At 64.8% G+C, this 25,238-nt stretch carries 24 protein-coding genes, 1 tRNA gene and 1 pseudogene; 18 read left to right on the forward strand and 8 right to left on the reverse strand.

Annotated features, from left to right (window positions below):
- Positions 1 to 85 precede the first annotated feature (85 nt).
- Positions 86 to 1,228, forward strand: a complete 1,143-nt coding sequence (locus BLT98_RS05970; protein WP_092605922.1) for a sigma-54-dependent Fis family transcriptional regulator — start codon at positions 86 to 88, stop codon at positions 1,226 to 1,228.
- A 142-nt stretch (positions 1,229 to 1,370) separates the two neighbouring features.
- A complete protein-coding gene (locus BLT98_RS05975; protein ID WP_092605924.1) occupies positions 1,371 to 3,179 on the forward strand; it encodes an NAD(P)/FAD-dependent oxidoreductase in 1,809 nt (602 codons plus the stop codon).
- An 85-nt stretch (positions 3,180 to 3,264) separates the two neighbouring features.
- Here BLT98_RS05975 and BLT98_RS05980 read toward each other — a convergent pair whose 3' ends face one another.
- On the reverse strand, positions 3,265 to 3,831 hold the full coding sequence (locus BLT98_RS05980; RefSeq protein ID WP_034779171.1) for a YceI family protein: 567 nt from the start codon (positions 3,829 to 3,831) through the stop codon (positions 3,265 to 3,267).
- Between the two features lie 322 nt (positions 3,832 to 4,153).
- On the opposite strand from BLT98_RS05980, the gene BLT98_RS05985 reads away from it, so the two are divergent.
- The 9 genes and pseudogenes from BLT98_RS05985 (at position 4,154) to BLT98_RS06020 (ending at position 13,040) form a co-directional block, all read left to right on the forward strand.
- Complete coding sequence (locus tag BLT98_RS05985; protein WP_092605926.1) at positions 4,154 to 4,681, forward strand: RNA polymerase sigma factor; 528 nt, start codon at positions 4,154 to 4,156, stop codon at positions 4,679 to 4,681.
- The gene (locus BLT98_RS05990) at positions 4,678 to 5,688 is read left to right on the forward strand and encodes a FecR family protein (RefSeq protein WP_092605928.1); all 1,011 of its coding nucleotides are present in this window, start codon (positions 4,678 to 4,680) and stop codon (positions 5,686 to 5,688) included. Before BLT98_RS05985 ends, BLT98_RS05990 begins: the two co-directional genes overlap by 4 nt.
- A gap of 101 nt (positions 5,689 to 5,789) precedes the next feature.
- On the forward strand, positions 5,790 to 8,711 hold the full coding sequence (locus BLT98_RS05995) for a TonB-dependent receptor (protein WP_092605930.1): 2,922 nt from the start codon (positions 5,790 to 5,792) through the stop codon (positions 8,709 to 8,711).
- A 35-nt stretch (positions 8,712 to 8,746) separates the two neighbouring features.
- The gene (locus BLT98_RS06000) at positions 8,747 to 9,367 is read left to right on the forward strand and encodes a biliverdin-producing heme oxygenase (RefSeq protein WP_092605932.1); all 621 of its coding nucleotides are present in this window, start codon (positions 8,747 to 8,749) and stop codon (positions 9,365 to 9,367) included.
- A pseudogene (locus BLT98_RS29465) lies at positions 9,367 to 9,777 on the forward strand (YbaN family protein); the annotation flags it as partial. The gene BLT98_RS06000 and the pseudogene BLT98_RS29465, both read left to right, overlap by 1 nt.
- A gap of 315 nt (positions 9,778 to 10,092) precedes the next feature.
- Positions 10,093 to 10,518 carry an energy transducer TonB family protein gene (locus tag BLT98_RS29665; RefSeq protein ID WP_280141175.1) on the forward strand — a complete coding sequence of 142 codons (426 nt, stop codon included), beginning with the start codon at positions 10,093 to 10,095 and terminating at the stop codon, positions 10,516 to 10,518.
- A gap of 185 nt (positions 10,519 to 10,703) precedes the next feature.
- Complete coding sequence (locus BLT98_RS06010; RefSeq protein WP_070222288.1) at positions 10,704 to 11,513, forward strand: methionine ABC transporter ATP-binding protein; 810 nt, start codon at positions 10,704 to 10,706, stop codon at positions 11,511 to 11,513.
- The gene (locus BLT98_RS06015; protein WP_046683994.1) at positions 11,506 to 12,180 is read left to right on the forward strand and encodes a methionine ABC transporter permease; all 675 of its coding nucleotides are present in this window, start codon (positions 11,506 to 11,508) and stop codon (positions 12,178 to 12,180) included. The genes BLT98_RS06010 and BLT98_RS06015 overlap by 8 nt, the downstream gene beginning before the upstream one ends.
- Before the next feature lie 32 nt (positions 12,181 to 12,212).
- Positions 12,213 to 13,040: a MetQ/NlpA family ABC transporter substrate-binding protein gene (locus BLT98_RS06020; RefSeq protein ID WP_092605934.1), complete on the forward strand. Its 828-nt coding sequence runs from the start codon at positions 12,213 to 12,215 to the stop codon at positions 13,038 to 13,040.
- A gap of 88 nt (positions 13,041 to 13,128) precedes the next feature.
- On the opposite strand, the gene BLT98_RS06025 is transcribed toward BLT98_RS06020, so the two are convergent.
- Together BLT98_RS06025 and BLT98_RS06030 are read right to left on the reverse strand one after the other, a co-directional pair.
- Complete coding sequence (locus tag BLT98_RS06025; protein WP_034779183.1) at positions 13,129 to 13,746, reverse strand: OmpW/AlkL family protein; 618 nt, start codon at positions 13,744 to 13,746, stop codon at positions 13,129 to 13,131.
- A gap of 166 nt (positions 13,747 to 13,912) precedes the next feature.
- Entirely contained in the window at positions 13,913 to 14,809 is an 897-nt protein-coding gene (locus BLT98_RS06030; RefSeq protein ID WP_092605936.1) for a LysR family transcriptional regulator, read from the reverse strand.
- 237 nt (positions 14,810 to 15,046) lie between these two features.
- On the opposite strand from BLT98_RS06030, the gene fur reads away from it, so the two are divergent.
- From fur to BLT98_RS06065, 7 genes are all read left to right on the forward strand, one after another.
- A complete protein-coding gene (gene fur / locus BLT98_RS06035; protein WP_035820181.1) occupies positions 15,047 to 15,487 on the forward strand; it encodes a ferric iron uptake transcriptional regulator in 441 nt (146 codons plus the stop codon).
- Between the two features lie 79 nt (positions 15,488 to 15,566).
- Positions 15,567 to 15,932, forward strand: coding sequence for a MerR family transcriptional regulator (locus BLT98_RS06040; protein ID WP_092605938.1), 366 nt, complete (start codon positions 15,567 to 15,569; stop codon positions 15,930 to 15,932).
- A gap of 59 nt (positions 15,933 to 15,991) precedes the next feature.
- Positions 15,992 to 16,582, forward strand: a complete 591-nt coding sequence (locus BLT98_RS06045; protein ID WP_092605940.1) for an NAD(P)H-dependent oxidoreductase — start codon at positions 15,992 to 15,994, stop codon at positions 16,580 to 16,582.
- Between the two features lie 172 nt (positions 16,583 to 16,754).
- Complete coding sequence (locus BLT98_RS06050; RefSeq protein ID WP_170846305.1) at positions 16,755 to 17,972, forward strand: SpoIIE family protein phosphatase; 1,218 nt, start codon at positions 16,755 to 16,757, stop codon at positions 17,970 to 17,972.
- A 65-nt stretch (positions 17,973 to 18,037) separates the two neighbouring features.
- A complete protein-coding gene (locus BLT98_RS06055; protein WP_034756676.1) occupies positions 18,038 to 18,595 on the forward strand; it encodes a SiaB family protein kinase in 558 nt (185 codons plus the stop codon).
- A 22-nt stretch (positions 18,596 to 18,617) separates the two neighbouring features.
- Positions 18,618 to 19,016: a DUF1987 domain-containing protein gene (locus BLT98_RS06060; RefSeq protein ID WP_092605944.1), complete on the forward strand. Its 399-nt coding sequence runs from the start codon at positions 18,618 to 18,620 to the stop codon at positions 19,014 to 19,016.
- Between the two features lie 3 nt (positions 19,017 to 19,019).
- Positions 19,020 to 19,760: a GGDEF domain-containing protein gene (locus tag BLT98_RS06065; protein WP_092605946.1), complete on the forward strand. Its 741-nt coding sequence runs from the start codon at positions 19,020 to 19,022 to the stop codon at positions 19,758 to 19,760.
- 8 nt (positions 19,761 to 19,768) lie between these two features.
- Here the strand turns inward: BLT98_RS06065 and BLT98_RS06070 are convergent, their stop codons facing one another.
- From BLT98_RS06070 to fdhE, 5 genes are all read right to left on the reverse strand, one after another.
- Positions 19,769 to 20,482, reverse strand: coding sequence for a substrate-binding periplasmic protein (locus BLT98_RS06070; RefSeq protein ID WP_244517405.1), 714 nt, complete (start codon positions 20,480 to 20,482; stop codon positions 19,769 to 19,771).
- A 157-nt stretch (positions 20,483 to 20,639) separates the two neighbouring features.
- Positions 20,640 to 20,735: transfer RNA gene (locus tag BLT98_RS06075), tRNA-Sec, on the reverse strand.
- A 19-nt stretch (positions 20,736 to 20,754) separates the two neighbouring features.
- Positions 20,755 to 22,710 carry a selenocysteine-specific translation elongation factor gene (selB, locus tag BLT98_RS06080; RefSeq protein WP_092605948.1) on the reverse strand — a complete coding sequence of 652 codons (1,956 nt, stop codon included), beginning with the start codon at positions 22,708 to 22,710 and terminating at the stop codon, positions 20,755 to 20,757.
- Positions 22,707 to 24,116 (reverse strand): L-seryl-tRNA(Sec) selenium transferase, encoded by a 1,410-nt coding sequence (gene selA, locus BLT98_RS06085; RefSeq protein ID WP_092605950.1) that lies wholly within the window; start codon positions 24,114 to 24,116, stop codon positions 22,707 to 22,709. The genes selB and selA overlap by 4 nt, the downstream gene beginning before the upstream one ends.
- Complete coding sequence (gene fdhE / locus BLT98_RS06090) at positions 24,113 to 25,168, reverse strand: formate dehydrogenase accessory protein FdhE (RefSeq protein ID WP_092605952.1); 1,056 nt, start codon at positions 25,166 to 25,168, stop codon at positions 24,113 to 24,115. Before fdhE ends, selA begins: the two co-directional genes overlap by 4 nt.
- Positions 25,169 to 25,238 lie beyond the last annotated feature (70 nt).

Genomic DNA, 25,238 nt, shown 5'->3' on the forward strand with positions numbered 1-25,238 from the left:
GCAATGCGGCATGCATGTGCCGGCGCTTCGTGCTACAAACGGAAAGACCATCACAACACCAGATACCGAGACATTGGAGAGCGCCATGCCCTACGTCCGCCAGACCAGCCATATCGACCGCGTGCGCGACCTGATCGCCGGCCGTATCGTCAATCCGGGAGCCGATACGGCCAGGCTGGCCTCGTCGTACCGGCGCTCGCTGGACGACTACCGGCTCGACCCCGCCTCGACGACAGGGCCGCGCATCCTGACAAGCGCCGAACTGCGCGCCATCCAGCAGTCCGAGGAAAATTTTCTGCGCTCCACGGGCCAGTGCCTGCCGCGCCTGCACGCCATGGTGCGCGAAGCGGGCTATTGCGTCATCCTCGCCAATGCGCGCGGCGTGACAATCGACTACGCGGTCGACACGGACCAGCGCAAGGATTTCAAGAAGGCGGGCCTGTATCCCGGTTCGTGCTGGTCGGAAGAGGAGGAAGGCACGTGCGGCATCGCCTCCGTGCTGCTCGACCACGAAGCCATCACCGTGCACAAGACCGACCATTTCCGCGCCGCGTTCACCGGCCTGACCTGCAGCGCCGCGCCGATTTTTTCGCCGCACGGCGACTTGATCGGCGTGCTCGATGCGTCGGCCCTGAGTTCGCCCGACGCGCGCGACAGCCAGCGCCTGGTGAAACAACTGGTGCGGCAAGGCGCGACCCTGATCGAGGACGGATTTTTTCTCAAGTCCTACGGCCATTGCTGCATCCTGCTGGCGCACCGCAACCGCCACTTCGTGGAAGTGCAACCGGAGATGCTGCTCGCCATCGACGAGCATGGCGACATCGTCGCCGCCAACCGCTGCGCGCGCGATGTCATCGGGGGCCTGGACGTCCTGCCGCGTCCCGTCAACGAGGTGCTCGAAGTGCGCGCCGAGCGGCTGGTCGATGCGCGCGCGGGGCACAATCTGCTGTCCCTGCGCCTGGCCGGCGGCAGCAACTGGCTGCACGCCCGCGTGCGCGCGCCGCTGCGCCAGGCCAGCGCGCGAACACGCGTCAAGAACACGGCCCCTGTGACGGAGGGCGTGCTGGCCTGCACGCCGCCGGAACTGGCCGAGCGCACGCGCATCGTCCACGCCATGAACGCCGCCAAATGGCGTCCGCTGCAGGCTGCCGCCATGCTGGGCATCTCGCGCGCCACCCTGTACCGGCGCCTCAAGCAGCTGCACATCGTGCCGCCGCACCGCCAGTAACCGATCGAAAAGCTGAGATTTCCGTCTCAATCGCCGCCATGCTGCGCTGCGGGATGCGGCGCCAGAACGCCAGTGTTACAACATCGTCAGCGGCAAGACAGCCGCATCCCATCATAAAGTCAGCAGACTTGGAGGAGACACGATGCAAACCGAAATCAACCCGCACGACCTGGCCGTGGCCGGCATCCTGGAGCAGCTCGAAGGCTTTCTTCGCGCCAGCGACAGCACGGGCGCCGCGCAACTGTTCGAACAGGACGGCTACTGGCGCGACCTGGTGCTGTTTACCTGGAACCTGAAAACCCTGGAGGGCCGCGAGCAGATCGCCGCCATGCTGGCCGCCCAGCTGGGCGCCGTGCAGCCCGTTTCCATCCGCATCGCCGATGGCGAACATGCGGTGGAAGCCGGTGGCGTGCTGCAAAGCTGGATCACGGTGGAAACGAACGTGGCGCGCGGCGTGGGCTTCATCCGCATCCGCGACGGCAATATCTGGACCCTGCTTACCACCATGAGCGAATTGAAGGGTTTTGAGGAAGCCAAGGGCGGCCGGCGGCCCATGGGCGCGGAACACGGCGCGCGCACGAACCGCAGCAGCTGGCTGGAGCACCGCGAGCAGGAAGCGGCGGAACTGGGCTACGCGCGCCAGCCCTACTGCGTCATCATCGGCGGCGGCCAGGGGGGCATCGCGCTCGGCGCGCGGCTGCGCCAGCTGAACGTCCCCACCATCATCATCGAGAAAAATGCGCGCCCCGGCGACAGCTGGCGCAAGCGCTACAAGTCCTTGTGCCTGCACGACCCCGTCTGGTACGACCACATGCCGTACATCCCCTTCCCCGACAACTGGCCCGTCTTCACGCCCAAGGACAAGGTCGGCGACTGGCTGGAGATGTACACCAAGGTGATGGAACTCAATTACTGGGGTTCGACTTCCTGCGAATCGGCCAGCTTCGACGAGGCCAGCGGCGAGTGGACGGTGCAAGTGCTGCGCGACGGCCAGCCCGTCACCCTCAAGCCAAAACAGCTGGTGCTGGCCACCGGCATGTCGGGCAAGGCGAACATGCCGAAGTTCAAGGGCATGGACATATTCCAGGGCGAGCAGCAGCACTCGTCGCAGCATCCGGGGCCGGATGCGTATGCCGGCAAGAAGGTGGTGGTCATCGGCGCAAACAATTCCGCGCACGATATCTGCGCCGCCCTGTGGGAAGCTGGCGTGGACGTGACCATGGTGCAGCGCTCGTCGACGCACATCGTCAAGTCGGACTCGCTGATGGACCTGGCGCTGGGCGACCTGTACTCGGAACGGGCGCTGGCCGCCGGCATGACGACGGCCAAGGCCGACCTGACGTTCGCCTCGATCCCCTACAAGATACTGGCCGACTTCCAGAAGCCCGTCTTCAAGGCCATCCGCGAGCGCGACGCGGACTTTTATGCGCGCCTGGAAGAACGGGGCTTCATGCTCGATTTCGGCGACGACGATTCCGGCCTGTTCATGAAATACCTGCGCCGCGGCTCCGGCTACTACATCGACGTGGGCGCCTCCGAGCTGGTCGCCGAGGGCAAGATCAAGCTGAAAAGCGGCGTCGGCGTGCAGGAATTGAAAGCCCGTTCCATCGTGCTGTCCGACGGCACGGAACTGCCGGCCGACCTGGTGGTGTACGCCACCGGCTACGGTTCCATGAATGGCTGGGCGGCCGACCTGATCTCGCCCGAGGTGGCGAATAAAGTGGGCAAGGTGTGGGGCCTCGGTTCCGCCACGACGAAGGACCCGGGGCCGTGGGAGGGCGAACAGCGCAATATGTGGAAGCCTACGCAACAACAGGCGCTGTGGTTCCACGGCGGTAACCTGCACCAGTCGCGCCACTATTCGCAATACCTGTCGCTGCAGCTGAAGGCGCGCATGGAGGGATTAACTACCCCCGTGTATGGGCAGCAGGAGGTGCATCACCTGGCGTGATCGTAACCAGCAATCCGACCTACCAATGACAAAAAAATGGCGACGGACCGAAGTCCGCCGCCATTTTGCATCATGCAGCCAACAATTACTGTTTGATGGCTTCGATGGCAAACGTCAGGGTGACATCATCGCTGACGGCTGGCGCATATTTGCCGGCGTTGAATTCCGAGCGCTTGATCTTGGCCGTGGCGTTGGCGCCGCAAGCGTCTTTTTTCAGCATCGGGTGCGGGGCGCAGGTGAACGAGGTGACGGTCAGGGTGACTGGCTTGGTCACGCCTTTCAGGGTCAGGTTGCCGTCGACGGACGCCAGCTTGTCGCCGTCAAAATTGAACTTGGTCGATTTGTAGGTGGCGACCGGGAACTTAGCCGTGTCGAGGAAATCTTCGCCCTGGATGTGCGAGTTGAACAGGGTCGAACCCGTATCGACGGACTTGGTGTCGATCAGCACTTCGACGGCGCCCGTCTTGGCGGCGCGGTCCAGGGTGACCTTGCCGGTGGTGTTATTGAAACGGCTTTGCTGCGTCGAGAAACCCATGTGGGTGTACTCGAAACGGGGGAAGGTGTGGCTGCCATCGATGACATAGACTTCAGGAGCGGCAAACGCGGACAGCGAGAAGCCGGCGGCGGCGATAAAAGCGAGCAGTTTTTTCATTGTAGGTTCCTGATAGAAAGTGGAGGATGTCAAAACCGCAAGCAGCTGCAGGCGAATGGCGCATGCGGCTGATTGTCTGGCTTCAGTTGCAACAGATTATGCATGGCATGAAGATCGATGTAAAACGGAAAATATACCTAGTTAGCATCGATAAAATCGATAATACCCGCCAATAAGGTCCGCCACAGCGCCTTCTGTTGCCGATTATTGTCTGCATTACCAAAAATATCCAGCGTTATCCAGTAATACAGATGAGAATGATTCTTGTTATTATTTGATGGGCTTGCTATCATTGCCGGCTTTGATAACGAGGAAACGCGCGGTGCTTGAACGCTATTACCAGGAATTGCTGCGCTTGATTTCGCGCTCCACCGGCTGCCGCGACAAGGCGCAGGACGTGGTGCAGGAAGCCTACGCCCGCATCCTGGCGCGCAAGCCGCTCGGCGGCGCAGCTCCCCTGCAAGGGAACATGGCGCCCGATAGCGGCCAGCGCGCACTGCTGTACGTGACGGCAAAGAACATCGCCATCGATGAACAGCGCTTGCGCCAGCGCCGCCCCCACGACGACATCGACACACCGCATTTCCAGCTGCGCGCGCCACGCGCCGACGAACCCGAACAACGGCTGCACGACCGGCAAACCATGGAACGCCTGCTGGCCATCATCGAAGCCTTGCCGCCGCGCTGCCGACAGGCTTTCGCGCTGTACAAATTCGAAGGTATGAGCCAGATCGAGATCGCCGCCCTGATGGACATCTCCGTCAACATGGTGGAAAAACATATCATCAATGGCATGCTCGCCTGTAAAAAAGGCATGCCCGAACGCGATACTGGAAAAGACCGCGCATGACACCCAACCCGACACCGGCAGACGATATCGATTTCCAGGCCGCGCAGTGGCTGCTGCGCCACGACGCCGGCCTGGCCGCGCCTGAACTGGCGGCGCTGCGGCAATGGCTGGAAGCGGACGCGCGCCACCAGCATGCCTGGGATGCGCTGGCGCGCACCGACGCGCTGCTGGCCAGCCTGCCCGCCCAGCGCGTGGCCGCCTTCAGCCAGCCCGCCCTGCCCTCATCCGCCGCGGCACCTGTTTCGCTGCTACAGCGATTGGCGCATTTACCGATGGCGGCAAGCCGGTTGCCGCGCGGCGCGCTGGCCGGCGGCTGCCTGCTGCTGTGCGGCCTGCTGGCCTGGCCGCTGGCCAGCCATCTGCAGCAGCCGGGCTTCCAGCACGATTACAGCACGCTGCGCGGCCAGTTCGCCATGCAAGTCCTGCCCGATGGCAGCCGCATCGAACTCGATAGCGGCAGCGCCGTCGACGTGGCCCTGTACCGCGACAGGCGCACCGTGCGCCTGCTGCGCGGCCAGGCCATGTTCCATGTGCAGGCCGACCCGGCGCGTCCATTCCAGGTGCTGGCGGGGCCGGCCACGGCCACGGTGCTGGGCACGCATTTTTCCGTGCGCCATGTAGGGGCCGCCACGCAAGTCAGCGTGGCGCAAGGCACGGTGCGCGTGGAAGGGGAAGGCGACGCGCGCGCTGAAGTGCTGCAGGCGGGCGACGCTGTCACCGTCACGCCGCAGGGCGTGAAAACGCTGGCCCGGGTCAGCGCGCAAGCGGTGGGCAACTGGCGTGCCGGGCGCCTCGATTTCGAGGACGCCACCCTGGCCGAAGCGCTGGCCGAATTCGAGCGCTATGGCGACACAAACCTCGTGCTCGGCGATCCGGCCCTGGCCGGCCTGCGCCTGAACGGCAGCTTCGACGCGAAGCTGCCGGCGCAATTTGCCGCCGCCCTGCCGCTGGCGCTACCCGTGCGCCTGCTGCGCCAGGACGGCAAGCTGCATATCGTCGCCCGCTGATTGCCGGAACATGCAGCGAAATAAAATCAATCCGCACGTCAGGGTAAATGATACTCATTCGTCTTAACTATGAATGATCACCACATCACCATAGGAAAAACATGCACATGACTCCACCGCGCCATCCCTTGCACGCCCGCCTGTCTCCCCTGTTCCTGGCCATCGGCCTGGCCTTCGCCACACCCGCCACGCATGCCGCCACCGCGCCGGTGGCGCAGGTGGAATGGCAGATCCCCGCGCAACCGTTGAACCGCGCGCTGAACGAACTGGCGCGCCAGGCAGGCATGGTGCTGCTGGCCGATGCGCGCCTGACCGAAGGCCGGCACAGCGCCCCGCTGCAAGGCCGGCATTCGCTGCCCGAGGCGCTGCGCCAGCTGCTGGCCGGCAGCGGCCTGCAAGCACAGCTGCAGGGCGGCACGACCATCATCATCAGCGCACCCGCGCCTGTCGCCGCCGGCGCTGTGCAGATCGGCACCCTGCGCGTGAATGGCCAGGGCGGCAGCGGCACGTTCGAGGCGGACGACACGGATCCGGCCGACCTGCCCTACCTGACGCCGGCCGCCTCCGTGTACATCGGGCGCGAACAGATCGAGCGCTTCCGCGGCACCTCGCCGGCCGATATCTTCAAAGGCGTGGCCGGCGTGCAGGTGGGCGACAGCCGCAACAGCGGGGCCGTCGACGTCAACGTGCGCGGCATGCAGGGCCAGGGCCGCGTGCCCGTGCTGATCGACGGCAGCCTGCAATCGTCGACCGTCTACCGCGGCTACGCGGGCATCGCCGACCGCAGCTACATCGACCCGGACCTGATCAGCGCCATCCGCATCGACAAGGGCCCGAACCTGTCGGCGCAGGGCGCGGGCGCCATCGGCGGCATGGTCAGCATGCAGACCCTGCGCCCGGAAGACATTCTGCTGGCAGGCCAGCGCACGGGCGTGCGCCTGCGCGGCGGCATCCAGGACAACAGCGTCACGGCACCCGGCGATTTCGGCAGCGCGCCGCGCACGCACCGCAACAAGCTGGGCGACCCGCGCAGCGGCTTTGGCAGCATCGCCGTGGCGACGCGCCAGGACGACTACGACCTGGTGGCGGCCATCAGCCACCGCAGCATCGGCAATTATTTTTCCGGCACGCGCGGTTTCGAACGCTATCAGCTGCTCAACGAATGGGGCGACGACAATGGCGTGACGCAGTTCTTCAAGCGCGGCGATGAGGTGCTGAACACGGCCAACCGCACCACCTCGGCCCTGCTGAAGGCCAACCTGCGCCTGCCGCACGAGCAGAAGCTGGAGCTGGGCTACCGCTATTTCGACAGCAGCTATGGCGAAATCATGCCCTCGCAAATCTACCGCAACAGCACCGGCAGCATCCCCCAGTGGGACCCCAGCCAGGTGCGCACCAACGCGCTGACGGCGCGCTACGAGTGGAAGCCGGAAGGCCAGAACCTCATCGACCTGAAGGCCAACCTGTGGCTGACGGACATGCAAAGCAAGTCGCGCAACGGCGACATCTTCAGCAATCCGCTGGAAGGCAAGGCCAATCCGGGCGACCATGAATGCAAGGAGTGCGTGGAAGTGCTGTACCTGGCGAAGAACCAGGCGCGCCGCGTCGGCGCCGACCTGACGAACACCTCGCGCTTCGCCACCGGCATGGGCGCGCTCAAGCTCGATTACGGCTTGTCCCTGCAGAACGAGGATATCGGTCCGGCCGACAGCGTGCGCATCCTCGATGAAGACTTGAACGCCAATCACACGCTGCGCAACGGCAAGCGCCACGAGCAAAGCGTATTCGCCTCGCTGCAGTGGCAGGTACGCGACTGGCTGACCGTTGACGCGGGCGGACGCTTCCAGCGCTTCGATTCCCGCGACCGCAACCGCCGCGCGGAACAGCAGTACCAGCCGCAGGGCTGGCAATGGGTCACCATGTGGGACAAGGACGGCGACCAGCTCGGCGCCGCGAAATGGTACCAGGATGCGCAGGGCCAGTTCACGGCGGCCACCAATCCCGCGCTGGTGGGCGGCATGGTGGAACGCTATGGCGAGGAACCGGCGCCGCTGGACCTGTCGCAGGTGGACCAGTGGAGCGGCAACGATTATGTCTTCCGCGACGCCATCCCCGGCCTGTTCAAGTACAGCACGCCGATCCGCCGCAAGGACCACGGTTTCTCGCCCACCTTCGCCCTGACGGCGCGCCTGTCCGACAGCGTCAGCCTGTTCCTGCGCGACGCGCGCGGCCTGCGCATGCCCAGCCTGTACGAATCGACGATGGGCTTTTCCGCCACATATTCGTCGCCGCTCAAGCCGGAGCGCAGCCATAACCGCGAAATCGGCGTCAGCCTGGTCAAGGACGGCGTATGGAGCGCCGCCGACAAGCTGCGTCTGCGCGTCGCGTATTTCGACAACGTCACGCATGGCTACATCACGCGCCGCCCGATACCGGACCTGCCGGCCTACGCGCAGAATTTCTCGATGGCGAACACGGACAAATACAGCGTCTCGGGGATCGAACTGCAATCGTCATATGACCGGGGTAGCGTGTTTGCCGATTTTTCCGGCACCTGGAACCGCAAGACCCTGATCTGCGACGCGGCCACCGCAGCGTATTTGCGCCAGGCCAGCAAGTGGCAATCGGATATCTGGAACACGCCAGACTGCTCGCCCATCGGTTTTTCCAGCTCGTATGTCAGCAACCATATCCAGCCCAAGCTGAGCGCCAACCTGACCCTGGGTACGCGCTGGCTGCAGGAAAAGCTCACGGTGGGCACGCGCCTCACGCACGTGGGCCATCCGCTCGCGCGCCAGGACGACAAGGCCGTCTGGCAGTCGTGGACAGGCACCTCGCCGCAAGTGCTGACGCAGGCCTACACCCTGGCTGACCTGTTTGCCAGCTACAAGATCACGCCCAACGCCACCCTGGACGTGGCGGTGGACAACCTGACGGACCGCTACTACCTCGATCCGCTGACCCTGAGCCTGATGCCGGGACCGGGCCGCACGGCGCGCGTCACGCTTGGCCTTCGTTTCTGATTTGATTCATCCTTATAATAGAGAGCAGATATTCCATGCATGCAGCAAGCGACACCAGCAGCACCTTGAACGCCATTCCGATTAACGCGGCCCCAACCCGCAGCCAGCGCCTGAAAGCCGACACCATGGCCACCCACGAATTGCTGGACCAGCGCATCATGGCCAGCGCACCGTTTTCCAGCCGCGAGAACTATGCGCGCTTTTTGCAGGCGCAGTACGCGTTCCTGCGCGACGTCGACGCGCTGTACGACAACGCGCAGCTGGCGGCCCTGCTGCCGGACCTGGAACAGCGCCGCCGCTACGCCAGCATCGCCGCCGACCTGCGCGACCTGGACACCGCGCTGCCGTCCGATGCGGCCACGCCGCCGTTCGACGCGCAGCTGGACCTGGCCACGGCGCTGGGCTGGCTGTATGTGAGCGAAGGCTCGAAGCTGGGCGCGGCCATCCTGTATAAACTGGCCGGCAAGATCGGCCTGGACGAGCATCACGGCGCGCGCCACCTGGCCGGCCATCCTGACGGACGCGCGCGGCACTGGCGCGAATTTACCTCCGTGCTCGATACGGCCATCCTCGATGAGGCGGGTGAAGCGCGCATGATCGACGGCGCGCGCGCCGCGTTCCTGCGCATGCACGGCCACGTGGAGGCCTGCGCCTGATGGAAGAGCCAGTCATCCAGGCCGGCGCGGAAGCGCACACGGCACGCCTGCGCCGCTGGGCGTGGACGGCCGCCGGCATGCTGATGGTGGCGCTGGGCGTGATCGGCGCCCTGCTGCCCGTCATGCCGACGACGATCTTCCTGATCCTGGCGCTGGCCTGCTTCAGCCGCGCCTCGCCGCGCCTGGAGCACTGGCTGCTGCATCACCCCCGCTTCGGCGCGCCCCTGCGGCAGTGGCGCGAACACCGCGCCGTGTCGCGGCGCGGCAAGGCCATGGCCTGCCTGGGCATGGCCATCGGCTTTGTCGCCATGTGCCTCGGCCATCCGCCCTGGTGGGTGATCGCCATGGTGGGCGCGATGGAAATCGCCGTCCTCATCTATCTGCTGCGCCGCCCGGAAGGGCCGGCGCCGACGGCGGCCGCCGACAAGACGCCGCCGACCGACTGGCGCCGTCCGCTGACGATAGCCGCCGTCTTCGCCATGCATGGCGCCCTGCTGGGATGGGCGCTGTACCACCGCGCGCCGGCAGCGCCCGTGCTGGCCATCGCGCCCGACTCCGCGCAACCGGCCATGCTGCTGTTCCTGCCGGCCGCCGCCCCGCCCCGGCCTTTGGAGCAGAATCTTGCTGAACGGGTCAGCGCCGCCGCCGCGCCATCCGCCGCCATTGCAAAAAAGGCAGCGCCAGCAATCCAACAATTGGTACTGCCGCAGCCGGATGCCGCCCCCATGCAGCCGCAAGCCGAGAGCATCGCGGCCGTTGCCGAGGTGCGGCATGCCCCCGTGACACCGGCACCGGCGGCGGCGCCGTCCATCGCGGCGGCGCCGCCCTCGCCCGCCCTGCCGCCCGCGCCGCAGGAGCTGCGCAGCGGCGTATCGAGCTGGGAAGGCAAGGTTTTGGCGCGCATGGAGCGCTTCCGCCGCTACCCGACGGCGTCGCGCGCCAAGCAGGAACAGGGCGTGGTGTATCTGCGCTGCCGCATCGACCGCGATGGCCAGGTGCTGGCCGCCGCGGTCGAGCGCAGCTCCGGTTCCGCGGCGCTGGATCAGGCCGCGCTCGATACTTTGCAACGGGCCGCGCCATTGCCGCGCATCCCCAAGGAACGGCCGGACCCGCTGGAATTATCGATTCCCGTCGAATTTTCCATTGGCTGATCGCACAAAAACCGCTTTTACTCTCGCCAAACACCCATATAGACATTATTTGCATATTCAAAGCAAGATTCTGTCGTAGGAGTAATAACACGATCGGAGGTATACTACGCAACCGACGTGGCAGGCTGGGCGATTTGGCCCCTGCAAGCAAGCCTGTCACGGTCCAATAAAAAAGGAAACACTGCATGACCACACCACACCGTACGCCGGTGATTCGCATCGATGGCGCAAACAAGACCTTCGCGCTACCCAAAGGCGAACAATTCCACGCGGTCAAATCGGTCACGCTGGAAGTCTATCCCGGTGATATTTTCGGCCTGATCGGCAAGAGCGGCGCCGGCAAATCGACCTTGCTGCGCCTGATTAACCTGCTCGAGCGCCCCGACAGCGGCACCATTACCGTGGCCGGGCGCGAATTGACACGCCTGGGCAAGAGCGAATTGCGCGACGCGCGCCAGAACATCGGCATGATTTTCCAGCAATTCAACCTGCTGCAAAACGCCAGCGTGTTCGACAACGTCGCCTTCCCACTGAAAATCCATGGCACGACCAAGGGCGAGCAGATCGCCGCCCGCGTCGAGGAATGTCTGGCGCTGGTGGGCCTGTCCGACAAGCTGCACAGCTATCCGGCACAATTGTCCGGCGGGCAGAAACAGCGCGTGGCCATTGCCCGCGCCCTGGCCAGCCACCCGGACGTGCTGCTGTGCGACGAGCCGACGTCCGCGCTGGACGCGGAAACCACGCGCGCCCTGCTCGACACCCTGCGCGACATCAATGCGCGCCTGGGAGTGACCATCGTCATCGTCAGCCATGAGCTGTCGGTGCTGGGCGCCATCTGCAACCGCGTGGCTGTCGTGGAAAACGGCGCCATCGCCGAACAATTCGATTTGAGCGACACGGCCACCCCGCGCAAGACGGCGCTGGGACGCGAGCTGGCTTATTACGGCACCGAGGCGTTTGAAGCCACCGCATGGAAGGATGCAACACATGTTTGAAGAATCGATCAATAACGTCATCAACCTGCTGCCGGAAATCTGGGTGGCGCTGGGCCAGACCATGACCATGCTGGGCATCGGCCTGACCGCCGCCATCCTGATCGGCGGCCCGCTGGGCATCCTGCTGTTTCTCGTCTCGGAAGGCCAGTCGCTGGAAAACCGTCCGCTGTCGACGATCCTGGGCTGGCTGGTGAACACCGTGCGCAGCTTCCCGTTCATCATCCTGCTGGTCGCCCTGACACCGTTTACGCGCATCATCGCCGGCACCTCGATCGGTCCGCTGGCGGCCAGCGTGCCGCTATCGTTCGCCGCCATTCCCTACCTGGCGCGCCTGGTGGAACAGAACCTGCGCGAAGTGCCGCGCGGCGTGATCGAGGCGGCGCACGCCATGGGCGCGTCGGAAATGCAGATCATCTTCCGCGTGCTGCTGGTGGAAGCGCGCTCCGGCCTCGTGCTGGCCCTGACCGTGCTGTCGATCAGCTTCCTGTCGTATTCGGCCGTGGCCGGCGTGGTGGGCGGCGGCGGTATCGGCGACCTGGCCATCCGCTACGGCTACTACCGCTTCGAGACGGACATCATGGTCGCCACCGTGGCCATCCTGATCGTGCTGGTGCAAACCATCCAGTTCGCCGGCACGCGCATCGCCAAGCGCCTCGACAAACGTTAATTCATATTCAGTATTTCAGTACAAGGAAAAGCATGAACCATATTCGCCGCAACCTGCTCCTGGCCGCCGCCAGCCTGGCCTTCGCCACCGCCGCCCACGCCAAGGACCCGAAAGAACTCGTCATCGGCACCAGCTCCGGCCCGTATTCGGACCAGCTGAAGCTGGGCATCAAGCCTATCCTGGAAAAACAGGGCTACAAGGTCAAGATCGTGGAATTCAACGACTACGTGCAGCCGAACTACGCGCTGGCCGAAGGTTCGCTGGACGCCAACGTGTTCCAGCACATCGTCTATCTGACCAAGTTCGCCACCGATAACAAGCTGCCACTGAGCTCGTTGATCACCGTGCCGACCATGCCGATCGGCCTGTACGGCGGCAAGCAAAAGTCCTTGGCCGACGTGAAGAACGGCTCCACCATCACCATGCCGAACGATCCGACCAACCAGGCGCGCGCGCTGGTGATGCTGGCCAAGATGGGCTGGATCAAGCTCAAACCGAACGTCGATCCGCTGCGCGCTTCCGAGCGCGACGTGCTGGAAAACCCGAAGAAGCTGAAACTGGTGCCGCTGGAAGCGGCGCAGCTGCCACGTTCGCTGGCCGACGCCGACTACGCTTTCGTCAACGGTAACTTCGCCCTGGCCGCCGGCATGAAGCTGACGTCGGCCCTCTCCGTGGAAAAGATCTCGGACAGCTACATCAACCTGGTCGCCATCCGCACGGCCGACAAGGCCAAGCCATGGGTCAAGGACCTGGAAGCGGCCTACCGCTCGCGCGCCTTCCTCGACGCGACCAACAAATACCTGGCCGGCTACGAGAAGACGGACTACCAGCTGGCGCTGGAAAAGACGCTGAAAAAATAAAGCAAAGCGCTGCACGCAAAAAAACGGCCAGGTTCACACCTGGCCGTTTTTTTATTGCCCGCGCCGCGTGGACGCCGTCATGCCATGCTTAGAAACGGTAACCCACACCGACGCCGATCAGGAGTGGATCCACCTTGACCTCGCTGATCTTGGCGCCACCGGCCAATACGTCGCTGCGGATCTGCACTTTCTTGATGTCGAAGTTCAAGGACCAGTTTTTGTCCAGTTTGTAGTCGACACCGGCTTGCAGCGAGAAGCCCCAGCTGTCATGTTCCAGGCGGCCGGCACCGTTCAGCAATTTCACGTCCGAGATATTCGTGTAGTTCACGCCCGCACCCACGTAAGGGCTGAACTGTTTTTCAGGCATGAAGTGGTATTGCAGCGACAGGGTCGGCGGCAAATGCTTGAAGCTGCCGATCTTCGTGCCGGACAAGGTGACGTCATGCTTTTGCGGATACGTCAGGATCAGCTCGGCAGCGATATTTGGCGTGAAGAAGTAGGAAATATCGATTTCAGGAATCGTCTTGCTGCTGACGTGAATCAGGTCGGATGCGCCGACGCCACCAACGGGAGCAGATTTGTTGGCCGGATCGATATGCACGGCGCGCGCACGGACCAGCCATGGGCTTTCCTGTGCCATTGCGTTGCCGGCGAATGCGCCGATGGCGGCCAGGACGATTGCTGCTGCAGTTGCGGACTTTTTCATTTTATTTCCCTCTGTCGTTAATGTCGTTAAGTAACGCTGCGAAGTCTAAGAGTGCAGTGCAACAAAAACTTTGATCCACATCAAATAGTGCTAGATGGCATCATCAGAGGGATTTTTTCCTTTGCCCAGGTCAAGAAAATGCGGCAGCGCAGCGCACGCATACGTATCAATGCACGCCGTCAAACAGGCTGGCGACCCAGTCGGCAAACACGCGCACACGGGGCGACAATTGCCGGTGGTGGGGATACAGCACGGACACGGGCAGCGGGTCGGGACGCAAGTCGCGCAGCACTTCCACCAGGTCGCCGGCCGCCAGCGCCCGCTCCAGATGGTAGCGGGGCGCCTGGATCAAGCCCATGCCCGCGCGGCAACAGGCGTGGTATGCGTCCGCACTGTTGACGGACACGGTGCCCGGCAAGGCCACGCTGTGCCGCTGGCCGTCCGCCTTGAAATCGAAGGGCCAGACCTTGCCCGTCTGGGCGGAAAAGAAATTGACGGCGCGGTGGCCATCCAGTTGCGCCAGAGTCTCCGGCGTGCCGTGCGCGGCCAGGTAGGCGGGGCTGGCGCACGTCACCTGCTCCAGCAGCGCCACGCGGCGCGCCACCATGGACGAATCGCCCAGCTCGCCCACGCGCAGCACGCAATCGACGCCTTCGCGCACCAGGTCGACGAGGCGGTCGCCCATGCCGATTTCCAGTTCGATCAGCGGATAGCGGGCGCAGAACTGGTCCAGCACGGGCATGACGAAATGCATGGCCAGGGTCGCGTGCAGGTCGATGCGCAGCTTGCCGACCGGCTGCTGGGCCGCCGAACTGAACACGGCTTCCGTTTCTTCCAGGTCCGCCAGCAGGCGCACGCAACGCTGGTAATACGCCTCGCCATCGGGCGTGGGCGTCACTTGCCGCGTGGTCCGCTGCAGCAGGCGCACGCGCAGCCGCGCTTCAAGCTGCTTGATCGCATGCGTGACGGTCGCCTTCGGGTAGCCGAGGTCATGCGCCGCCTGGGTGAAACTGCGCAGTTCGACGATGCGGGTAAAAATGCGCATCGCATCAAATCGGTCCATCTTCCTGCCCCATTGTTATTCCTTGCTGCACAGTGTAGCGATATCACCGTTGGTTTTGCAATTGCAACGCAAGATGCGTGCAACGCAATCGACGCTTGCGCCGATGTCACTGGTCTGCCGGCCGGCTAGCCAGCATAATATTTCCACTCCGCACAATACAAATGAGAATAGTAATGATTATCATTTGCGATATAATGCACTACCTCGCTCAAGCGACTACAAAAAGGAATGGGAGACATGGATATATTGAGGGAACTGCGTGAATCGGGCTTGAAAGTAACCATCCCCCGCTTGCGGATTCTGCAGCTGTTTCAAGAAGGCACGATCAAGCACCTGAGTGCGGACGATGTCTACAAACTCTTGCTGGCCGAAAAAATCGACGTGGGCCTGGCCACCATCTACCGCGTGCTGATGCAGTTTGCCGAAGCGGGCATTTTGTTTCGCCGGCACTTCGAATCGGGCCACGCCGTGTTCGAACTGAACGAAGGCCAGCACCACGACCACCTGGTCTGCACAGGCTGCGGCAAGGTCGATGAATTCGTCGACGAAGGCATTGAACTGCGCCAGAACGAGATCGCCGCCGAGCGGGGCTTCGTGCTGCACGAGCACGCGCTGTCGCTGTACGGCACCTGCGCCGAGTGCACGGCGAAGAAAGTCCCGCCGCGCAAACCGTCCTGAGGCATCGCGCAGCGTAGCGCCTGGCAAGCCACCTGCGCTACACTGCGTGCGCCGCAGCTCAGCTTAATAAAGGACCAGCATGTACATCGGAGAAATCGCCCGCCTGGCGGGCACCTCGCCCAAGGCCTTGCGCCACTATGAAGCACTGGGCTTGCTGGGCGATGTGCGCCGCTCGGGCGCCTACCGCGTCTACACGCAGCAAGACCTGGCGCAAGTGAGGCTGATACGCCAGGCGCAGGCCCTGGGCTTCCGCCTGGCCGAACTGCTGCCCATCCTGGCCGGCGACGATACCGACTGGGCCGTCCTGTCGCAGCACATCGCCGCCAAGCGCGCACAGGTGCGGCAGGATATCGCCCGCCTGCGCCAGCTCGATGCGCAACTGGCCGACATCGACACGGAAATCCGCGACTGCCTGGCGCAGCAGCGTCTGCAAGAGGCCGCTTGACTCTGCCCTCAGGGGCAGGCTTTAGCATGCAAGCTCTTCTTTAACGGACAGCCTGCATCATGACCAAGACGACACCCAAGCGCATTTTGATACTCCTCGGCCACCCGTCGGGCGACAGCTTTTGCGCCGCCCTGGCCGAAGCCTATGCCGCCACGGCCCGCAGCGCAGGCCACTGCGTGCGCGAACTGCGCCTGGGCCAGCTGGACTTCGACCCCATCCTGCACGAAGGCTACCGCCAGGTGCAGCCGCTGGAAGCGGACTTGCTGGCGGCGCAGGAAGCCATCAGCTGGGCCGAACACCTGGTGTTCGCCTACCCGATCTGGTGGGGTGGCGCACCGGCCCTGCTGAAGGGCTTCGTCGACCGCGTCTTCCTGCCCGGCTACGCTTTCAAATATCGCCCCGGCAAGGCTTTCCCGGCGCAACTGCTGAAAGGCCGCACGGCCCAGCTGCTGGTGACGATGGATACGCCGCCCTGGTATTTCCGCTGGGTCTACCGCATGCCCGGCATCCACCAGCTGCGCAAGACGACGCTGGAATTTTGCGGCATCAAACCCGTCAGGGTGGCCAGCTTCGGCCCCATCCTGCACTCCACCGAGCCGCAGCGCGCGCGCTGGCTGGCGCAGGCACAGGTGCTGGCCCGGCGCCTGTAAGTTGCTTGCCATGCAGCCATCTTGCATACGGTTTTGACAAGCTGGTAATCAAGCCGTCATATTCCAAGGCTACCATGATGATATTGCCTGTTTGTCAGTCGCCTTGCCGTCGCGACAACAAGGGTCCGATCGTCATGTAAAGGTAGCCGCTGTGGAGTTCAACGCTTCTCGATTGCATCTTCCCCGTTATCGCACGTCCGTGGCGTCCGACCTGTGCATCCCCACGGAATCCGTGCAGGCCGACGCCAGCAACTTCGCCGTGCTGGAATTGTTCACGGAACGGCGCGACATGATGAGCCTGCCCGTCACCGAGCAGCAGAAGCCCATCGGCCTGATCAGCCGCAACATCTTCATGTCGCAGATGTCCAAGCCCTTCTATCACGAGGTGTACGGCAAGAAGAGCTGCATCGCCTTCATGGACAAGGAACCGCTGATCGTCGATGGCGCCATGAGCATCGAAGACCTCACCTTCCGCGCCGTGGAAGCGGGCGAAAAGGCGCTGGCCGACGGCTTCATCATCACTGCCGATGGGGCGCTGGCCGGGGTGGGCTTCGGCTTGCAGCTGATGAACGTGGTGGCCACCATGCAGGCGGAAAAGAACCGGCAAATCATGCACAGCATCGATTACGCCAGCGTGATCCAGCGCGCCCTGCTGCGCACCTCCGATGCGGAATTGCGCGCCACCCTGCCCGACGCCCACCTGGAATGGCAGCCGCGCGACGTCGTCGGCGGCGATTTCTACTTCTTCGAGCGCCACGCGGGCGGCTGGTTCGCCGCCATCGCCGACTGCACCGGCCACGGCGTGCCGGGCGCCTTCATGACCCTGATCGCCTCGTCGGCCCTGAGCCAGGCCTTGCGCGAACTGGGGCCGCACGATCCGGCCGCCCTGATCGGCGCCGTCAGCCGCGCCATCAAGACCCTGCTGGGCCAGGACGGCGCCGGCAGCGGCGAAGCCACCGGCCACGCCGGCTCGAACGACGGCATGGATTGCGCCTTCCTGTGCTACGACACGGCCAGCGCCAGCCTGCGTTTCGCGGGCGCGAAACTGGCGCTGCATGTGGTCGCGCCGGGCGAAGAGAGCGTACGCGCCATCGACGGCGCGCGCATGGGCGTGGGCTATGTCGACACGCCAGCCGGCTACTGCTGGCACAACGAGACGCTGGCCATTCCCGCCGGCAGCCTGCTGTTCCTCACCACCGACGGCTTGCTCGACCAGATCGGCGGCGCGCGCGACATCGCCTACGGCAAGCGGCGCATGCGCGAGCAATTGCTGGCGCGGCGCGACGCTTGCGCCGGCGACGTGGCGGCGGCGCTACTGCAGGACAGCGCCGCATGGCAAGGCAAGCAGCCGCGCCGCGACGACCTGACCTTTTTCTGTTTCCGCCTGTAGTTTTGGCGCCATCGAGCCACCTTATCAACAAGAAACCGGGTCACCGGCTAGCCAGGAGCACGGACGTGCTGTACGAAGAATTCAACGAGTTTTGGGATGTGGCCCGCAAGCGCAACATCATCTTTTTTTACGTGGGCTATTTCTCGCAGCACGTGGTGAATGCCATTTCCGAAACCATCAAGGCGCGCCTCGATACGGCCGGCGCGGCCGGGCCCACGCGGCGGCGCATCTTTTCCTCGTTCATCGAGATGTCGCAAAACATCATGCATTATTCCGCCGACAGCCTGACGCCCGATGCGCAGCTGGACCAGCAGATGCGGCGCGGCTCGTTCTGCATCGGCACGCGCGGCGACAGCTTTTTCCTGCTGTGCGCCAACCCCGTCTCGACGGACAACGTGGCGCAGATCCGCGCCCGACTGGAGCCGCTGCACACGATGACGATGGAGGAAATCCGCCTCGCGTATAAAAAGGCCCTGCGCGAGGAAGCGCCCGCCGACAGCAAGGGCGCGGGCCTGGGTTTCCTCACCATGGCGCGCGACGCCAGCGAGCCGCTGGAATTCGAATTCGTCCAGGATCCCCAGGAACCGGGCCACACCATCTTCTGCATCAAAGCCATCATTTGAAAGAGCCGACTCAGGAAAGCATATGCAATTACCGTCACCACTGTTCATCGCCGCGACCCCGAGTTCGCCCGAAATCGACTTCCGTTTCGAGCACCACACCCTGTCGATCAAGGGCGAGTCGTATCCGGAAAACGCGGCCGCCTTCTATGGCCCGCTGATCGCCGCCGTGCGCGCCTACCTGGAAGGCTGCCGCGAAGCGGCCATCACCGTCAACGTCTCGCTGGCCTACTTCAACAGCTCCAGTACGAAGATGCTGTTTACCCTGTTCGACACACTGAATCAGGCGGCCGTGGACGGCAACCAGGTGCGCCTGAACTGGTATCACGACGAGGACGACGACACCATCCTGGAATTCGGCCAGGAGCTGCAGCAGGACTTCACTGCGCTGGACTTCCGCGACCATCCCGTGCAGGGCAGCTAGGACATGCGCGCCGCCATCTCCGAGTCCGGACTGGAGCCCGACCTGTTCACCGTGGAAGCGGCGGCGCTGGCTGCCGCGCGCCGCATGCATGCCGACGCCAGCGCGTCGAGCGCGGAACAGCGGCGCGTGCTCGGTGAACTGATCAATCACTACGAGCGGCTGATGCGCGAGACGCGGCGCCTGATCGGCCGCAGCGACCGCGCCGAGCGCGACATGCATCTGCTGAACCGGCAATTGCAAACCCTGGCCGGCCAGCTCGAATACCGCGCCACGCACGACCCGTTGACGGGCGCCCTGAATCGCGGCGCCGTGATCGACCACGCCTCGCGCTGCCTGGCGCAGGGCGACATGGCGCTGATCGTGCTCGACATCGACCTGTTCAAGCAGGTCAACGACGATTTCGGCCACCCTGCCGGCGATGGCGTGATCCAGGCCGTGGTCGACTGCCTGAAAGGATTGCTGGGACAGGAGACGGCCATTGGCCGGGTCGGCGGCGAAGAGTTTTCCGTGGTCTGGCCCACCTCCTCGCGCGACGACGCGGCGCAAGTGGCGCAGCGCATCTGCGAGACTGTCGGCCGCCAGCGCCATGCGGCGCCCATCACGCGCGCCATCACCATCAGCGTGGGCCTGAGCTGGAACCGCGCCGGCACGGCATTTGAAACGGCCTACAGCCACGCGGACCAGGCCCTGTACCAGGCCAAGCGCGAAGGACGCAATTGCGTGCGCCAGTGGCTGGAAAGCTGAAGCGGCCCTTAGCGGATATGTTCGCGCGCCATGCTGCCGTCGCGGCGCATGGCCGCCGCCGCCCGCTGCATGGCCAATGCCTGCGTCTCGGGCAATTGCTTGTTGCAGGCGAGGTAAGTCTGCACCCGGTTGAAGGTCAGCAGCGGCACCACCTTGCCCTCCCACTCCTTGCCGGCAAACGGCTTGCTGCCCACCGCCATGCCGACGGCCCACAAGTCGATGCGTCCGAGCAGCAGCTTTTGCGGATTGAGCCACTCCTGCGTCACGGGCGCCACGTTCAGGCCGCGCTGGCGCAGGTAATCGTCGCGCGCGTCGCCGAGCACAGTGCCGATTACCAGGCCGCGCGCATCGGCCAGCGTGCGCAACGCCAGGTGCCGTTCGGCCAGGCCGTAGAGTATCCATTCGGCTTCGTTGAGGGGACCGATCCAGCGAAATTGCGCTTCGCGCTCCTGCGTGCGGCTGGTGGAAAAAATGCAGGTATCACGCTCGCGCAGCGCCTGCGCATACGCGCGCTTCCACGGCAGCAGCTCGATGCTGTAGGAAAGGCCGGCGCGCGCCATGATGTCGCGCACCTTGAGCGTTTCACGTCCCACGACGACATTGCCTTCCATCATGCTCGACGGCGGCAAATGCTCGCCGACGATGCGCACGTCCGCCGCCGCGGCCAGCGCCGGCATCAGCAGCGCCACTGCCAGCAGCCGTGCCATGCTTGCTTGTTTCATGCTTGCTTTCATCTGCCACAGGGGATACAAGCCGATGTTACCATCGGCTCACCCTGGCATTGCCGGATATTGTCAATTTCGGGACATACTTTCCACAACGTGGCAACAGGCCAACGCCAGCGGATGATGATGCAAGGGAGGAGGAGAGAGAAATGATTGGCGGAAAACAGTAGGAGTCGAACCTACGGGAGAACGTCTGACGCCCTCCACCGGGTTTGAAGCCCGGCCACATCACCGGATGAGTGTGCTTTCCGCGGTACCTGAACTAGTACTTAGCTCTTGGGCAAGGCTGTGGTGTAGGACCACAACGCTTGCGGGCGTAATAGATGCCCATTGCCAACACGGCGAGTATAACCGACGCGGTCAAAAAATTCCAAAACCTGGATCGCCCGCTTGCGGCCCAGGCCGCTGGCGTCGCGGAAGGTGGCCGCGCCCACGGCGCCATTACCGGCCGGCAAGCCTGCATCCGCTTCCGCCTTGTGCGCCAGTTCCCGCACCAGCTGCGCCAGCTCGGCCAGCGCCGCCTGGTGATAAAACAGGTCGTGCACGACCTGGCTGATCTGCCCTGCCTTGGCAAGTTTGCGCAACAGCCGGCGCGCTTCATCCTCGGCCAGGCCGAAGCCGCGCGCCAGGTCGCGCGTCCACGGGGGATCGGATCGCCCCTGCTCCAGGGCGGCCAGCAAGGGCTCGGCCACCGCCTGCTCCTGCGGCGTCAGTTCCACGCTGTGCGCCGGCAAGTGCAGGCTGGCGCCGCGCGCCAGCACCTCGCCGCGCGCCAGCAAGCCTTCGACCAGGTGGCTCCACAGGGCATCTTCCATCTCCGCGTCGACGATGCGTTTCAAACGCCACAATTCCGGCCCCGCCTCGTCGGGGGCGCGCGCGTGGAAGACGGCCAGGGCCACCAGCACCCGCTCTTCCAGTGCCAGTAAAGCTGGCGGCGCCACCAGCAGGGCGTCGCCACCGCGCAGGGCGATACGCCGCGTGTCGGGCGGCAGCGCCAGGGCGTGCGCCGGCAACAAGGACAGGCGCACCAGCAGCGATTCGCGCAAGCCCAGCGGGCCTTGCGCCAGCAGGGCCGCATAGTCGCCGTGCGCGACAAACGCGGCCAGCGCATCGAGCCAGGCCAGCCTGGCCGGGCTGCGCCGCTTGCGCGCGGGACCGAACGGATCGAGCACCATGCCGCCGCCCACAGTCTGCGTCGCCTGCGCGTTGCGCACGACGAAACGGTCGCCCGGCACGCCGTGCATGGGAGACTCGAATACCAGTTGTACCCTGCCCGTCTGTCCCGGCGACAGGGTTTCGCCATCGAGCATGACGGCGCGCGCCAGCTGGTGCGCCGCGCCCAGGTGCACGTGCAGCGGCGACCAGGCTTTCAGGTGTACTCCCGCGTCGGGCAGCAGGGTCAGTTCCACGTCGATGCGTTCGGCACACTGCGCCAGCTCGGGCGCGACGATCCAGTTGCCCCGCTCGATGCGCTCGCGGTCGATGCCGGCCAGGTTCAGCGCCAATCTCTGGCCCGCCATGCCCGTCCCGGCTGCGCGGTTCTGCGCATGGATGCTGCGCACCCGCGCTTGCGCGCCACCGGGCGCCAGTTGCAGCACGTCGCCCACTTGCACCCGTCCCGCCAGCGCCGTGCCGGTGACGATGGTGCCCTGCCCCGACAAGGTGAACACCCGGTCCACGCCGAGGCGGAACAAGCGCCGTTCGTCACGCTGCGGCAGGCTGCGCGCCGCTTGCGTCAGGTGCGCCAGCAAAGCGGCCACGCCGGCATCGTTGTCGCGATTGGCGGCGGTGGGGAAAATCGGGCTGCCCGCCAGCGGCGTGCCGGCCAGCAGCACTTCGATATCCGCTTCCACCTGCGCCACGCGGGCGCCATCGGCGCGGTCGATCTTCGTCAGCGCCACGGCGCCCTGCGTCACGCCCAGCAGCTGCAAGATGGCCAGGTGCTCGTGCGTCTGCGGCATGATGCCGTCATCGGCCGCCACCACCAGCAGGGCGAAGTCGATGCCCGTCACGCCCGAGGCCATGGTGCGGATGAATTTTTCGTGGCCGGGCACGTCGATCACGCCCAGCACCGTGCCGTCCGCCAGCGGCAGATAGGCGTAACCGAGTTCTATCGAAATGCCGCGCGCCTGCTCTTCCTTCAGGCGGTCCGTGTGCACGCCCGTCAGCGCGCGCGTCAGCGTCGTCTTGCCATGGTCGATATGGCCTGCGGTGCCGACGATCATGCGGACAACCCGGCAAGCTGCGCGATGAAGGTCGTCTCGTGCGCCGCTTCCAGGCAGCGCAAGTCGAGCCATAGCGTATCTTGCCCGATGCGCCCGATCACGGGGCACGGCAAGGCGCGCAAACGCTGCTCCAGCACGCCCAATGGATTGCTCAGGCGCGAACCGGGCGCGCTGCGAATCGCCAGGCCAAAGCTGGGCAGCTGGTCGACGGGCAAGGCGCCGCTGCCGATCTGGCTTTTCATGGCTTCGGCGCTAACCATATAGGTGGCGCCGAGTACGCTTTGCAACAGCGGCAGCAGGGTTTGCGCCTGCGCGCGCATGGCGGCGGCGGGACGCGTCAAGAGGCGCAAAGTGGTCAGGCGTTCGGCCAGCAAGTCCGGCGCGCGGTACAGCTGCAATACGGGTTCCAAGGCGGCCAGCGTCAGCTTGCCGACCCGCAGCGCGCGTTTCAAGGGGTTCCGCTTGATCTTTGCGATCAGGTCGGCGCGCCCGACGATGACGCCGCATTGCGGGCCACCGAGCAGCTTGTCGCCGCTGAAGGTGACCAGGTCGGCCCCCGCTGCTATGGTTTCGCGCACCGTCGTTTCATGCGGCAGGCCGTATTGCGCCAGGTCGACCAGGGTCCCGCTGCCCAGGTCCACGGCGGTCGGCACATGGTGTTTTGCCGCCAGCGGCACCAGCTCGTCGAGCTGCACGCTCTTGGTAAAGCCGGTGATCGCGTAATTGCTGCAATGGACCTTCATCAACAGGGCCGTGTCTTCATTCACGCCATTCGCATAGTCGGCCAGGTGCGTGCGGTTGGTGCTGCCCACTTCGCGCAGCACGGCGCCGGCGCGCGTCATGACGTCGGGGATGCGGAAGGCGCCGCCGATTTCCACGAGTTCGCCGCGCGAGACGATGACTTCCCTGTTCTGCGCCAGGGTGTTCAGCATCAGCAGCACGGCGGCCGCATTGTTGTTGACGACGGTGGCCGCTTCGGCCCCCGTCAGTTCGCGCAACAGTTCCTCGACGAGGTCGTCGCGGTCGCCGCGCTTGCCCGTTTCCAGGTCGAATTCCAGGTTCATCGGCCACTGCAGCGCTTCCACCACGGCTTGCACGGCGGCGTCGGGCAGCAGCGCGCGGCCCAGGTTCGTGTGCAGCACGGTACCCGTCAGGTTGAAGACGGCGCGCAGTTGCGAGCGCGACTGCGATTGCAGCCGTTCTTCCATGTGCGCGGCGATGGCGGCAATCGACGCACCCTCTTCGCACACGGCGCCCGCCAGCATGGCCGTACGCAATTCGGCCAGCACGGCGCGCGCACAGGCCAGCGTCTGCACGCGGCCATGGTGCGCAATCAGGGCCAGGCAAGCCGTGTCGCCCAGGATGCGGTCTACCGATGGCAGGCGCACGGTTTGCCCCGTCGTCATGACTGCTGGCCCTCGCTGCTGTCGCTCTTCCCCAGCCACAGCAGCGGATTGCCGCTGGCGCGCTGGTAGCCCGCTTCGCCCACCAGCAGGTCGAGCATCAGGCTGGCCAGGTCGTCGGCCAGCGGTTCGACGTTGTAATCGTGTTCCTGGTTGAAGACCTTGCGGTAGGTGTGGCAGTCGTCGCAGGTTTCCGCGCGCGCCACCTTCTTCGGATCGTTCGCCTTGTTGGGCAATTTGTCGTCCTTCGCCGTCACGGGGTCGAACGGCGCGGCGTCGGCAGCGTCCAGGCCCTGGTAGGCGATCTTGCCATTCTGTTCGCAGGTCGAGCACTTCACGCGCACCATATGCCATTCGCTTTCGCAAATGCCGCAGTGCAGATAGCGGTAGCCCTGCGACCCGCCGCCGATGCGGATCACGCTGGCGACGGGGTGCGAACCGCAAACGGGACACAGGGCGCCCGTTTCCAGGTCCGGCACGCGCGCGGCGCGCAGTTCGCTGGCCGACACCGACCACAATATTTGCAGCGCGGCCGCGACGAACGGCGCATGCATGGGATTGAGGTTGTCGCCGTTTTCATCGAGCACGGCATTGGCGCAGGCATCGAGCGCTGGCGCGTCGAGCGCGCGCAGCTGGGCCAGCACCTGCGTCAGGCCGCCGGATAATGCCGGCTGGCTGGCCGCCGTGGCGGCCAGCTCATCGAGCAGGCTGGCAAAGATGTCGCGCCACACTGGCGGACGGGCGCCGCTGACGGGCAGCACGGGCATGCGGTGCTGGATCGCGCGGCGCAGCGCGTCGGGGTCGGCGGCAGGCACGGCGCCGGGCGCCAGTTTTCCCACCACGGCGGCCTGCGCATCGGCCAGCGCGGCCATCAGCACCAGGTAGCCCTGCATGCCCGCATCGACGGGAATGCCCTTGATTTTTCCCTGCGCCAGTTCGCGCAAGCGCAAGGCGCGCGCCTTGAACAGGCTGTCAGGCTGCGGCAGCAGCAGGCGCGGAATCGCGTTGTGGTCCAGGCCTTCGATTTCGCCTGGCTGAAGAATGCGTTGTACCAATGGAGTTTCCCATCAAAAAAGGGGCTGTAAAGTATTCTAATCGATAAAAAGAAAGGGGTCAGTCCTGGGA

Source organism: Janthinobacterium sp. YR213 (genome assembly GCF_900099875.1).
GTDB classification, from domain to species: Bacteria; Pseudomonadota; Gammaproteobacteria; order Burkholderiales; family Burkholderiaceae_D; genus Janthinobacterium; species Janthinobacterium lividum.

Coding starts and splice junctions, on each gene's coding strand:
- BLT98_RS06060 (WP_092605944.1), top strand. CDS start 18,618: ATGCAATTACCGTCACCACTGTTCATCGCCGCGACCCCGAGTTCGCCC.
- BLT98_RS06070 (WP_244517405.1), bottom strand. CDS start 20,482: ATGAAACAAGCAAGCATGGCACGGCTGCTGGCAGTGGCGCTGCTGATG.
- selB (WP_092605948.1), bottom strand. CDS start 22,710: ATGATCGTCGGCACCGCAGGCCATATCGACCATGGCAAGACGACGCTG.
- BLT98_RS06010 (WP_070222288.1), top strand. CDS start 10,704: ATGACCACACCACACCGTACGCCGGTGATTCGCATCGATGGCGCAAAC.
- fur (WP_035820181.1), top strand. CDS start 15,047: ATGGATATATTGAGGGAACTGCGTGAATCGGGCTTGAAAGTAACCATC.
- BLT98_RS05995 (WP_092605930.1), top strand. CDS start 5,790: ATGCACATGACTCCACCGCGCCATCCCTTGCACGCCCGCCTGTCTCCC.
- BLT98_RS05980 (WP_034779171.1), bottom strand. CDS start 3,831: ATGAAAAAACTGCTCGCTTTTATCGCCGCCGCCGGCTTCTCGCTGTCC.
- BLT98_RS06015 (WP_046683994.1), top strand. CDS start 11,506: ATGTTTGAAGAATCGATCAATAACGTCATCAACCTGCTGCCGGAAATC.
- BLT98_RS06045 (WP_092605940.1), top strand. CDS start 15,992: ATGACCAAGACGACACCCAAGCGCATTTTGATACTCCTCGGCCACCCG.
- selA (WP_092605950.1), bottom strand. CDS start 24,116: ATGACGACGGGGCAAACCGTGCGCCTGCCATCGGTAGACCGCATCCTG.
- BLT98_RS06040 (WP_092605938.1), top strand. CDS start 15,567: ATGTACATCGGAGAAATCGCCCGCCTGGCGGGCACCTCGCCCAAGGCC.
- BLT98_RS06030 (WP_092605936.1), bottom strand. CDS start 14,809: ATGGACCGATTTGATGCGATGCGCATTTTTACCCGCATCGTCGAACTG.
- BLT98_RS05975 (WP_092605924.1), top strand. CDS start 1,371: ATGCAAACCGAAATCAACCCGCACGACCTGGCCGTGGCCGGCATCCTG.
- BLT98_RS06025 (WP_034779183.1), bottom strand. CDS start 13,746: ATGAAAAAGTCCGCAACTGCAGCAGCAATCGTCCTGGCCGCCATCGGC.
- BLT98_RS05970 (WP_092605922.1), top strand. CDS start 86: ATGCCCTACGTCCGCCAGACCAGCCATATCGACCGCGTGCGCGACCTG.
- BLT98_RS05990 (WP_092605928.1), top strand. CDS start 4,678: ATGACACCCAACCCGACACCGGCAGACGATATCGATTTCCAGGCCGCG.
- BLT98_RS06020 (WP_092605934.1), top strand. CDS start 12,213: ATGAACCATATTCGCCGCAACCTGCTCCTGGCCGCCGCCAGCCTGGCC.
- BLT98_RS06000 (WP_092605932.1), top strand. CDS start 8,747: ATGCATGCAGCAAGCGACACCAGCAGCACCTTGAACGCCATTCCGATT.
- BLT98_RS06065 (WP_092605946.1), top strand. CDS start 19,020: ATGCGCGCCGCCATCTCCGAGTCCGGACTGGAGCCCGACCTGTTCACC.
- BLT98_RS29665 (WP_280141175.1), top strand. CDS start 10,093: ATGCAGCCGCAAGCCGAGAGCATCGCGGCCGTTGCCGAGGTGCGGCAT.